Origin of the sequence: Mesorhizobium zhangyense, assembly GCF_011045115.1 — a bacterium.
Lineage (GTDB): Bacteria > Pseudomonadota > Alphaproteobacteria > Rhizobiales > Rhizobiaceae > Mesorhizobium_M > Mesorhizobium_M zhangyense.
Genome location: NZ_JAAKZG010000023.1, coordinates 41,826 through 52,280 on the forward strand (window position 1 = coordinate 41,826; position 10,455 = coordinate 52,280).

Here is a 10,455-nt window from a genome sequence, read left to right on the forward strand (position 1 = left end):
GCTCTTTTCAGAAAAGAGTCAAGAGGGGAACCTGTTCAATGCCCAAAGCGGTCGATGTGCGAGCGGATTGGCAGGTTCGCGCCTTCAAAGTCGCCGTTCAGCGGTTCAACCGGTCGCGTGAAAGCGGACGTTTGTACACGGCCGTGTTTATGACACCTCTAGCATGTCAGCCGTAAAATCTCTAAAGTCCGCCCCGGGGAATGGGCTTGGGATCGCTATGCCGAAGGGCGGCGTCGACCGAAGGCCACGGGGGAAGGCCGAGTAACGCGATCGTGGCAGACTTCACCTACATGGGCTCGAAAAAGCTCTTGGCGTCCCAAATCGCTGAACTCGTCGCGGACATGGCCGACGGCCCATTTCTCGACCTGTTTTCGGGCATCGCTGCCGTTGGCTCACAAATTGGCACCCAGCGCTCGATCTGGTCCAATGACGTGCAGAGCTTCTCGACGCTTCTTACCGGCCAGAAGTTTCGTGCTGCCCGACCGTTCCGAACGGCGCATAGAATCATCGAACGCGCAGAAATACCGTTTGCCGTCAATCGTACAGGGCTTGAAGGAACATTCGGTGAGGCGCTTGCTAAGGAGGAGCGAGCACTCTCCACCAACGACGCGGAAGGCGCACGTGAGCTCATCGCGACCATGTCGCAAATTGACGAGAAAATCAGCACGCTGCGCCGCCAGAACGTCCATTGCCTCCTTACCGGCTTACACGGGGCGACCTATCTCGGGATACGCCAGGCAATCGACCTCGATTCGATCCGCTACGCTGCCGACCATCTGAGAGACGCAGGCGAGGTGACCACCGAGCAGCATCGCTGGATGGTGTTGGCGTTGTGCCAGACGCTTTCAACGGTCAGCAACTCCACAGGCCATTTTGCCCAATACTTATTTCCGAGTGAGGCCAATATTCGACGGGTGGTCCGCAAGCGGAGACTGAACTGCTGGTCCATATGGTCTACCGCGCTTCGCGAAAGCCGTCCGCTTGGCCACGTTGCTTGGCGGCGTGGCAACCGCGTTTTTAAGTCGGATGCCACCACGCTGCTCAAGAAATTATCGAGGAATGTGCGGCAGCCCGCGGTTATTTACGCAGATCCACCTTATACCAGCGATCAATATTCTCGGTACTACCATGTGCTCGAGAATGCCGTCCTCTACGATTACCCAAAGGTTTCAAGCAAAGGTCAGTATAGACCCGACCGGTTCACCTCCGGCTTCTCGCTCAAGGCCGGCGTTGACGCCTCCTTCAAAGAGCTAATTTCCGCTGCCGCCAAGCTCCCATCTGTCTTTGTACTCAGCTACCCCACCAATGGCCTGCTGAAGGACTCGACCGAACGCGTGCTCGAATTGTTAATGGAAGAGTTTGCGCACGTCGATCAGCCACTTGTCATCCCGCATCTCCATTCAACGATGGGCGGATCAAAAGGTGCGCAGAAGCAAGCAGTCGATGAGAATATTTTTGTCGCCTATCAGGATCCTCTCGCGCGCTGGCACGGCAAAGATGCCGGCGGAGCACTTGCCTCGCGGCGAACTGGTCTAGCCCCAATCGCCGAGGCGGAGGAGATTGCTACGTGACAACACGTACGCTTAAGATTGCAGTGGTGAGCGATCTCCACGTGTTCAACGGCTCGTCCGAAGATTCCAAAAGCCCGTCGACGATCGGCACAGCCGATACTCAGGATGCGCCCGAGCGCCATCCGCTACGCGGCCTTGCCTACATCATCGAACGTGACAAGCTGAGAGCAGACCTGCTGATCTGCCCGGGGGACTTGTCAGACAAAGCTGATCCAGCGGCGCTGATATTCGCTTGGAACAAACTCAACGAGCTAAAGTATCAGCTAGGAGCCAAGCATCTCCTAGCCACGGCAGGAAATCATGACATCGATTCTCGCAACCAGTACGACGATCATGACCCTAAGGGCAATCTTCAATCGTTGGATCCGATGTTTCCGGGCGTTGACGAAGCCCTCTGCGACCGCTTCTGGTCACGCAATTTCGTAATCGTCGAGCTCGAGGATGTGCGAATCTTACTGCTCAACTCATCCGCGTTCCATGGCTATGGATCGGATGCCAAACCCGAATTTCGTCAGGGCCGGATCAGCTCGAAGACGATTTCTGCGCTTCGCATGGCGCTCACCAGCGGCGAGAAGCGGATCAACATCCTAGTCTGTCATCATCACCCTGTTACGCATAATCCGGTCAATGAAGCGGATTATAGCGAGATGATTGGAGGCGATCGACTGATCGATCTACTCGATTCAGGTGAGTATGGGTCATGGCTATTGATCCATGGCCACAAGCATTATCCTCGCCTCGCTTATGCCTCTGGCGGCGCATCATCGCCGATCATTTTCTCGGCCGGATCGCTGAGCGCATTCCTGTACCAAAAGATTGCCAGCCGCGCACGAAATCAGTTCTACCTCATTGAGATCCCAATAGATGATCTCGATGCGTTGGATCTGGATTTGGCCGGAACAGTCACCGCTTGGGACTGGATTAATATGTCCGGCTGGCAACCTGCGGGCGTCGGCTCAGGCCTGCCGCATCAAGTCGGTTTTGGCTGGCGGGAATCCGCTCGTACGATCGCGACGACGATTGCGAAACATCTGGAAGACAAAACAGACGTTATCACCGGCGAGGAGTTGCTTATCGCTATGCCCAGATTGCGCTTCCTGCGCCCGGAGGAACTTGAAGCCGTTGTGAGGCGATTACGCTCATCACATGGGATTGTAGCTCAACTCAAGGACGGCATGATCCGCGAGGTGGGGCGATCATGAATACACTCATGTCAGCGCCGAGCGTCTTTGAATCCTTCAATGCTCGCAACCTTGATCCTACCCAGGTCGCGCAACGCTTCATCCCGCCCCGCCAATTCGACGAACTGATACTCAGAAATCATAGTATCGTGGTCGGACCGCGCGGCAGTGGGAAAACCACGCTGCTAAAGATGCTGCAGCTGCCGGCGCTAGCGTCTTGGAAGCATCAGGACGCCGATCGCTTTAGAATGAAGATTGACTTCACCGGGGTGTTTGTTGCGGCGGACATCAGCTGGGGTGCGCAACTGACGGCGCTCGGTGAAGCACGCCTGTCCGATAATCTACGCACGTTGCTCGGCTTCTCGGCCTTCACGACTCATATGTTATCGGCGCTGGTACGCGCGATGAAAGAAGCGATGAGTTCCGCGATCGCCGAGGTCCCCTCGCTTGCCCGCCTTTATGTTAATCTGGATCGCGAGACTATCGCTGCGCTAGTTCGGTCGCTCGCTAAGGAATGGGAGCTTACACCCGAACTGCCAACATTGTTTGCGTTGCAGACCGCTCTCCAGGGTCGACTGTCGAGAATCGCACAGATTGCCAACCAGCTGGCGTTGGTCGGCGCGCACGAGCTTGACCCCAATGCGGCCGAAACACGGTTTCTCTATCTTGACGCGCTGTCGTCGGTGTCCTTCGGAATTGAACAGTTCAATACCTATGCCGACCAGCCATATCGCAAATGGGCTTTGCTATTCGATGAGCTCGAAATCGCACCCCAGGCAATCCGTCAGGCGCTGCTCAAGGCCTTGCGCAGCACGAACTCGAACCTGCTTTTCAAGCTGTCGCTCAGCCCCTACCATCAGGATGCCGGGCTGCTTAACACCGCGATTGCAGCGATGCCAGCGCAGGATTATCAGCCCATCGAACTTTGGTATGCACGCAAGGAGCAAGGGTTCCAGTTCTCACGCGCCCTCGTCGAAGCTATGATTGCGGACGCCGGCTGTACCGGTGTCGCTCCGGAAGACATCTTTGGCGCCGCCTCGATCGCGATGCGCGAAGAAGCATCAAGCGCGCAGTCATCGGACTACCGCCCAGGAACCGACCTGCACAAACGATACAAGCGACTGGCCATCAAGGATCCGAGCTTTGCTGCATATATCAGCGAGAACAGGGTCGATCTCGACCGGATGCACGAGCTGCCCTCGGCTGAACGAGCAAGCATCATTCGCAAGGTCACCTCAATCGTTATGGTGCGCGAAGCCTATCGCTCAGAGCCGCAGGTGATCGGCGGAGGTCAACGGCTCGGCCGCAGCCGCAAGAATGCCAACATCTATTACGGCGTCGATGCACTGCTCGCGGTCGTCGAGGGCAATCCGCGCTGGTTGATTGGCCTTATGGGCCCTATGATCAGGCGGTTCAAGGATGACGGACAACGCGTGCCGCGTGCCGTCCAAGCAACCGCCATATCGACAGCTGCTAACCGGTTCCGTGCGCTCCTACGCACCATCCCCTATGTACCCGACGGTACGAGCCCGTTCCGCCACAAGCAGATGGCATCCCGTGGGTTATTAACGCTGCTGGATGCTCTCGGCACGCGCTTTCGCCGTCACATCATTATCGACGACTTTTCACCTGATCCGGTGCTGTCCTTCACGGTCGACGCAAATATCTCTGATGGTCTTCTTCTCGCGCTGGGCCGGGCGTTGAACGCCGGTGCGATCATCTTGGTGCCCGATTCCGGCGCAGAAGCCATTGCTAGCTCCATTCGCGGAAAACGCTTTCGTCTCTCCTACATGCTCGCAACGAGCTACGACCTGCCCTTGCTGCTTGGGCGCGAGGGCTCAATTCAACGTCTGCTTGCCGACGATCGCGAGAGCTCCGTTCCGCTGTTCGGAGGAGAGCTGTAATGCTCGGCATAGAAGTTATCGGAGACGGATCGTTGAATGACCGGTTCGATTTGTTCATCGGAACACTCGGCTATGAGACTAGGTCCAGCTATCTCGCTCGACACGACCTGATAAATGCGAACCGGAAGATCGCGCTAGCATTTCCTGAGGAGGATTACGCCGCATATTTGAGCAACCGTGACTTTCTTATCAGCAAACAATTCGAGATTTTGCCAAAGGACTCCGGTACGCTCCCACAACTTTTAGCTACGGCAATAGAGAACCGCCCTGCCGACGCAGAACGAGATTTCTCTATTCTCGTCGATATATCATCTATGTCACGCCCCATGCTTGCTGATATCGTATTTGAGTTGAGCATGCTCGAACGCGCGGTCAGTGTAACTGTCACATTCGTCTACCTCCCCGCAGAATTCGTCAAGGAGAACGCCGAGCACGCACCAGTTGCGGTGACGGAGCCTGTCACGTCCGATTATGCAGGTTGGACCGCAACTCCTGAGCGCCCGATCACAGCCCTGGTTGGCTTGGGCTACGAACATGACCTCGCACTTGGCACCATCGAGTACCTTGAGCCTACCAACGTCTGGGTTTTCGTTCCGAGAGGAGAGGATCGACGGTATGACGACGCCGTCAATCAGGCAAATCGTAATCTCAAGGAAATGCTCAGGGACGAGCGTGTGATGAACTACCACGTGGACGCGCCAGCACGAGTCCACGCCATACTTGAAAACCTTGTGTTCGGCCTACTCCAATCCTCCCGGCCGGTTCTCGTTCCATTTGGCCCGAAGATATTCTGCTTATGTTGTTTACTTATTGCCCGGACCTACGAGCCAGAGATTACGGTGTGGCGCGTGAGTGGTGAAACATTCGCCAAACCCGGTGATCGGAAAGCTAGCGGCAAGATCGTCACATTGCAGACCCGTTTCGCACTTCACCCGCCAATTACGCAATGAGAGTTGCCGTATCCATATATTACCAACCTAACGTCTGCTTTTGCGCGCGTGCTGAAACAAGCCAGATCGCATCCGGCCCGACGCTGCCGATCAGTAACGTGCCTCCTCTCCGCCATGCGGGGCACCGGGGGCTCCCCCGGAAGCCGCCACGCGATTAAAGACGCCGCGCTGCGTCCAGGCTCCCCGATCATTGCTGCCTTTCAGCCGCCGGTCTCGCTCCATCGTGGACATGTCACGTGTTCTCCCCCACGCGAGTAGTAATGACACTTCCCGTGGTTGCGGCACCCATTCTCCGGCTCAACAAGGAAGCGGGGATTAGCAATGAGGTCGCGACAGAACCCAATATGCGCATTCTGCGGCAACTCTGAAGTCCTTTGAGCGATACGGCCTGAGACTATGAAGCGCCGCGTCGGATGGCGCTGAGCGACATCAATGCTATCTCGAAAGCGCGCGATCGTGATCTCAGGTCGGGCCGGATAAATGAGCCTCTTGTCGACATTGTAGAATCCAGAGGAGAGGTCAATGAAATCGAACGGCAGTGCGGCGATGCGGTCTTGGAACGCTGAGGCACCGGACGCGTCGAATTGGATATCGCCGGTCCGCATCGAGACCCGGATTGAGCTCTCGACGCCCTGCGCGCGTAGCCACTCAGCCAGTCTTCCTAGCCTGTCTTCGACTTGGCTCGCGGCGGGATTGATCCGCTCGTCTACGAGAAGGTTAAGCAAGTAACCGTGGGCCGCATGGACCTGAACGTGACTGAAGCCATGCTCAATGGCGATGGCCGCTGCGGCCCCGAAGTAGTCGAGGACGCGGTCAGCCCCTTGACGTCCAAGCGAGCGGACGAATTCTCTCGCGCGCCCTATCACTTGGGCGGTGTCAGCCGATCGAAACTTCCGGGCGCCTTCGTAGCCCTCCCATGTTGTTGCCAGCTGAATACCCGGGAGCGATCCACGCTCGCGTATCGCGCCAGCTAAGTGCGCCCAAATCGGGTTTGATCCAATAGATGGCGTCGAACGGTTGCTCGCGTGACCTCCGGGAACGACCACGTTGCCAACGATGGCGCAGTGAAGATCAGCTGAGCTTCGCTGGCTGTAGAAATCGACGTACCGCGCGTCCGGTTCCCCGTCAGTCACGAAGCCTGTGTTCACCCCGAGCAAGAAGACGAGCTTATCGCTCCAGCTTGCGGTAGCGGTCGTCATTTATGTCCATCTTGGAAAGAATGTCTCGCTCCAGGTCGCCGCCGAGGATGGTCGAGAGACGGAAAAGATAGATTGCGGCATCGGCTAGCTCCTCGCGTAGGTGCGGTGCAGCCTCCCCGAGGCTTGGACCTGTGTACTTCGGATTGTTCAGACGGAGACCTACTTTCTTGAGTTCGTTCGCGAACTCCCCTATCTCGCCTATAAGGCCGACGAGGTCGCGAACGAGTTGATCGTGCCGTTCAGCGTCGGAGCCGAAGTGAACCGGGAATCCTCGCCGCTCGTCAGCGCCGATCTGCCGGGCAACGATCGCAGAAAAATCCATCACCTATTCCTTCCCAGCAGATTGATCGTCAGCGATCCTAAGCTGATTATCGACGCGGCCACGAGGCTTACAACGACGCCTATCATGCCGTCGACAAGCCATTTTTCCATCACGAAGATCGCGAATGAGTTGATGATGATGGCGATAACCAGTCCGATGTTCGTCCATAGCTGTGTCATTTCCATGCGGCGTATTACAGTTCGTGTCGCTGCTGGAAGCAGGGCGAGGCTCTCCTGCTTTTCGGACAACACGCGTCGATCATCGGCGACCTCACTGTGAGTCTTCTGAAGGTGCGTCTTGATAGGCCAGATGCCAAGCTGAAAACCGTGCTGCCCCTCGTAGAGCCTCGTGGCCGGACTCGAAAGCCTGGTGAAATCTGCCTTGGCGATGGGCTCGCCCTGGGGCAGCTCGACATACTTGTCGCTAATGTTCTGGGTCACGATTCCCAGGTTCCCTTTGAAGCCTGGATCGGCGTAGGTCGCGACCGGACTGAGGCCGACGCTGAAGAGGGATCCCTTGCTGACCACGCGGACTAGAATATGTGCGGGGGTGTCAAGTTCCTCCGCAGTGATCAGGACGACCCGATGCCCCGGCTTTATCAACACGTTTTCGCCCGGTTTCAGCTGAAAGCGCGTGCCATTCTCAGTAAGGTCGTAGTACACGCTTCCAAGCCGGAGCTCGTAGCAGGCGCCATCTAGCATGTCCGGGTCCGCATTCCGGATCAACCTTCCGGCATCAACTTCGGTCTTTATCTCGTTATCGCTGAGCGTGGTCATGTTGCCCCCATTCATGTTAGAGACATTGCATCTTCTAGACTGCAATTGAAACCCTGCGAGACGATGCTGGCGGAGTCTTCGCTATGTCGGCTGCGGTCGACGAGGTCATCAGCAATCATGATACGGCGACCGTCAGAAGGCGCTCGACTTCGACGCAAATGAATTTGTCGACCTCAACAACGATCCCCTGGAAGGTGTCGGCCCAGTCGATCTGGTCTTCGATGTCATCGGCGGCGACATCCAGAAGCGGTGCGCAGCTCTGGTCCGAGCCGGAGGAACGTTTGTGACAATCGTCGGACCGGCCGAAGCGCGGCCCGCAGATGGCTGACTGTCGACTTCGTCGTCGAGTCCGATCGTGCCCAACTGAGTGAGGACTCGGGGGATTGAGTGTACTCGAGCACTCACGCCTGTAACGCGTCTGCTTGCCAGTTTGGTCCCCGCGCGCTTCATGCTTTCAGATCACGCCAATGTGGTCACTCCGGTATGCTATGAGGGTTTTATCCTCGGCGCGAACGGCAGTTTTTCCCGATCTGACACCAGCACCGGACAGTCTGGTTTCGGCCCGGGATCTGTCGCTCGTGGTGAAGCACCCCGAACGGCAACAGTGGGGTCAACTCTAGTCGAACGCTCATCCCAAGTGGGTCGGTCACCTGAGCCGCATCCGCCGCTGCCCTAAAACAGGGAAGGTTGCTCGGGCGACTCGGAAACGCCCTGCGGAAACTTTATCTGTGTCGCGGGCTTGTCCACGATTATCAGCGCATCGTCAGGGGCAGGTCGCTGGAGCTTCTTTGCATCCGACCACGACGCCGTCAGCCAAAGCTCGATTTCCTCTTCGGTCGTGAGAATGACCGGCATGGCCTTTTCGTGGATCGGTCCGACGACGCCGTTCGGTTGCGTGGTCAGGAAGCCGTACAGCTCAAAATCGCCAGGGCCGTCCTTGACCTTCCGTACGCCCTGCCACCGCGTCCAGAGCCCAGCAAAGAAGAACAGCGGCCGGCTCTCGTCGCGGGCGAACCAATAATTCCGCTGGATACCTGTCTCCGGGTCTTTGTCGCCAGGGGTAGGCGAGGGTTCGGCAAAGCTCGTCACCGGCACGACGCAGCGATTGCTGATGTCCACATACTGCTGCCAGTGGGAATATTGGGTGTTGCGAATATTCGTGGTGCCGTAGTCGGCTTTGCCCTTCACTCGCTCCACAGGAGTAGGCATGCCCCAGAGCAAGTTAGCGACCTCACGCTGGCCGTCTGGCGCATTGCGGACCACAGGGGCAGGGGTGTTTGGATAGATATCGATCGACGGCGGCAGGTTACCCGACAGATCGCGCATCGCGCGCGTTAGATCACGGATCGCCTGTTGCGACGTGGTGATGTTGTACAGATTGCACATCGCGCGAGACTGCCCGCAAATTGGCTGACGGGCAAGCGGGGTGGGCGGAGGAGCGCTACTATCCTCCAAGTTCGGCGTCATGCAGAGAATTCCCACTCGTTTTCTTCGTCCGGATCTCCACCAGGTAATTCATCAAACGCTTTGTCTATTTTGCGGATATCCCAAACGGTACGACTGTTGATGTGTTTTGGTTTTGGCATCCTGCCATCTTTCACCATCATGTCGAGGAGTGTTGGTGAAACGCCAACGTATGCCGCAGCTTCGGTTCGAGATAGGCCTCGAGGCGGCAGATTCAGGGGCAGCGAATTTCCACGCTCAGCTTTCATCGTTTACCTTTTCATTTGATTAGGCATGTTCCTGCGTCCGGATGGCACGTAACCTGACGAATTATTGGCCTTTCTTGTTGCGATTTTTCCAGTCATCTAGTCCCAATCTTTCGACGCCGTCAGGTTCCGACAGCGCAAAGCCTGCGGTGACACCAAAATAGCGTTCATAAAACTCCAGCACCAGCGGTACAGCTCTTCGCCCATGAAGTGTACCAACTCTAGGAAAGCCTCTCCTCTCAAGTATTGGCAGAACTTCCTTCGCCCACCTGTCCGCTCCGGATTTACCGACGATCGCAACCGCTTTTTCGCGATCGGTAGCGAATAGAGGAAGTTTGGCGAGATGGTCAGAGATCACGTCCTCATCCTTAAGTCATTCCGCTTGCCAGTTCCCTCCGCCAACCGGGACGACCAACCTAACGGATCCTCCCACCACGGCAGCCTCCGCCAAGCGTCAGGCACAGGCAGCTTATTGATTGCCTCGATCAACGGCTCCTGCGGCACGTGCGTGTAGCGCCGCGACATGCCGTCTGCGGCGTGGCCGAGTATCTGGTCCTTGAGGTGCGGGTGAACGCCGGCAATAACCAAACCGGTCGATACAGTGTGACGCGCCGTGTAGGGGCTTATGTCTAGTATGCCGCTTCGACGCCTGGCGCCGTTAATCGCCGACTTTAGGCCGCCGCCACCGTCCTGCACTGCCTTATATGGCTCGCCTCTCGGGCTGCGAAACGTCGGCTTTTCATCTAATCTGGCACGGTCGACTAGCGGCTGCAGCCAATCGCATAGGAATCTGTGTAGAGGAACGCCGCGGGGTTCTCCGGTCTTGGATGACCTCACCACCAG

General features: G+C 57.1%; 11 protein-coding genes and 1 pseudogene. 5 read left to right on the top strand and 7 right to left on the bottom strand.

The window, feature by feature from the left end; all coding sequences use genetic code 11:
* Nucleotides 1–272: 272 nt before the first annotated feature.
* Genes G6N74_RS28570 through G6N74_RS28585 form a run of 4 tightly spaced genes read left to right on the top strand, consistent with a single transcriptional unit; the run spans nt 273 to nt 5,606 of the window.
* Entirely contained in the window at nt 273–1,571 is a 1,299-nt protein-coding gene (locus tag G6N74_RS28570) for a DNA adenine methylase (protein WP_165121386.1), read from the top strand.
* Nucleotides 1,568–2,773 carry a metallophosphoesterase family protein gene (locus G6N74_RS28575; RefSeq protein ID WP_165121387.1) on the top strand — a complete coding sequence of 402 codons (1,206 nt, stop codon included), beginning with the start codon at nt 1,568–1,570 and terminating at the stop codon, nt 2,771–2,773. Before G6N74_RS28570 ends, G6N74_RS28575 begins: the two co-directional genes overlap by 4 nt.
* Nucleotides 2,770–4,656: an ORC-CDC6 family AAA ATPase gene (locus G6N74_RS28580; RefSeq protein ID WP_165121388.1), complete on the top strand. Its 1,887-nt coding sequence runs from the start codon at nt 2,770–2,772 to the stop codon at nt 4,654–4,656. The genes G6N74_RS28575 and G6N74_RS28580 overlap by 4 nt, the downstream gene beginning before the upstream one ends.
* A complete protein-coding gene (locus G6N74_RS28585) occupies nt 4,656–5,606 on the top strand; it encodes a hypothetical protein (protein ID WP_165121389.1) in 951 nt (316 codons plus the stop codon). Before G6N74_RS28580 ends, G6N74_RS28585 begins: the two co-directional genes overlap by 1 nt.
* A gap of 200 nt (nt 5,607–5,806) precedes the next feature.
* On the opposite strand, the gene G6N74_RS28590 is transcribed toward G6N74_RS28585, so the two are convergent.
* From G6N74_RS28590 to G6N74_RS28600, 3 genes are read right to left on the bottom strand one after another with little or no spacing between them, the layout of a single operon-like run.
* Entirely contained in the window at nt 5,807–6,805 is a 999-nt protein-coding gene (locus G6N74_RS28590) for an oxidoreductase (RefSeq protein WP_165121390.1), read from the bottom strand.
* A complete protein-coding gene (locus tag G6N74_RS28595) occupies nt 6,774–7,127 on the bottom strand; it encodes a hypothetical protein (protein ID WP_165121391.1) in 354 nt (117 codons plus the stop codon). Before G6N74_RS28595 ends, G6N74_RS28590 begins: the two co-directional genes overlap by 32 nt.
* Nucleotides 7,127–7,903: a dCTP deaminase domain-containing protein gene (locus G6N74_RS28600; protein ID WP_165121392.1), complete on the bottom strand. Its 777-nt coding sequence runs from the start codon at nt 7,901–7,903 to the stop codon at nt 7,127–7,129. The genes G6N74_RS28595 and G6N74_RS28600 overlap by 1 nt, the downstream gene beginning before the upstream one ends.
* 127 nt (nt 7,904–8,030) lie before the next feature.
* On the opposite strand from G6N74_RS28600, the pseudogene G6N74_RS28605 reads away from it, so the two are divergent.
* A pseudogene (locus G6N74_RS28605) lies at nt 8,031–8,275 on the top strand (NADP-dependent oxidoreductase); the annotation flags it as partial.
* 300 nt (nt 8,276–8,575) lie between these two features.
* Here G6N74_RS28605 and G6N74_RS28610 read toward each other — a convergent pair.
* The 4 genes from G6N74_RS28610 to G6N74_RS28625 form a co-directional block, all read right to left on the bottom strand.
* Nucleotides 8,576–9,289 carry an SOS response-associated peptidase gene (locus tag G6N74_RS28610; RefSeq protein ID WP_165121400.1) on the bottom strand — a complete coding sequence of 238 codons (714 nt, stop codon included), beginning with the start codon at nt 9,287–9,289 and terminating at the stop codon, nt 8,576–8,578.
* Nucleotides 9,290–9,366: 77 nt separating this feature from the next.
* On the bottom strand, nt 9,367–9,615 hold the full coding sequence (locus tag G6N74_RS28615; protein WP_165121393.1) for a helix-turn-helix transcriptional regulator: 249 nt from the start codon (nt 9,613–9,615) through the stop codon (nt 9,367–9,369).
* A 61-nt stretch (nt 9,616–9,676) separates the two neighbouring features.
* Entirely contained in the window at nt 9,677–9,970 is a 294-nt protein-coding gene (locus tag G6N74_RS31060) for a hypothetical protein (protein WP_165121394.1), read from the bottom strand.
* A complete protein-coding gene (locus G6N74_RS28625; RefSeq protein ID WP_312857941.1) occupies nt 9,967–10,452 on the bottom strand; it encodes a tyrosine-type recombinase/integrase in 486 nt (161 codons plus the stop codon). The genes G6N74_RS31060 and G6N74_RS28625 overlap by 4 nt, the downstream gene beginning before the upstream one ends.
* Between the last annotated feature and the right edge of the window lie 3 nt (nt 10,453–10,455).

Excerpts from the sequence above, each read along its gene's own strand:
- G6N74_RS28580 (WP_165121388.1), top strand. The coding sequence starts at position 2,770 with ATGAATACACTCATGTCAGCGCCGAGCGTCTTTGAATCCTTCAATGCT.
- G6N74_RS28585 (WP_165121389.1), top strand. The coding sequence starts at position 4,656 with ATGCTCGGCATAGAAGTTATCGGAGACGGATCGTTGAATGACCGGTTC.
- G6N74_RS28590 (WP_165121390.1), bottom strand. The coding sequence starts at position 6,805 with ATGACGACCGCTACCGCAAGCTGGAGCGATAAGCTCGTCTTCTTGCTC.
- G6N74_RS28595 (WP_165121391.1), bottom strand. The coding sequence starts at position 7,127 with ATGGATTTTTCTGCGATCGTTGCCCGGCAGATCGGCGCTGACGAGCGG.
- G6N74_RS28600 (WP_165121392.1), bottom strand. The coding sequence starts at position 7,903 with ATGACCACGCTCAGCGATAACGAGATAAAGACCGAAGTTGATGCCGGA.
- G6N74_RS28610 (WP_165121400.1), bottom strand. The coding sequence starts at position 9,289 with ATGTGCAATCTGTACAACATCACCACGTCGCAACAGGCGATCCGTGAT.
- G6N74_RS28615 (WP_165121393.1), bottom strand. The coding sequence starts at position 9,615 with ATGAAAGCTGAGCGTGGAAATTCGCTGCCCCTGAATCTGCCGCCTCGA.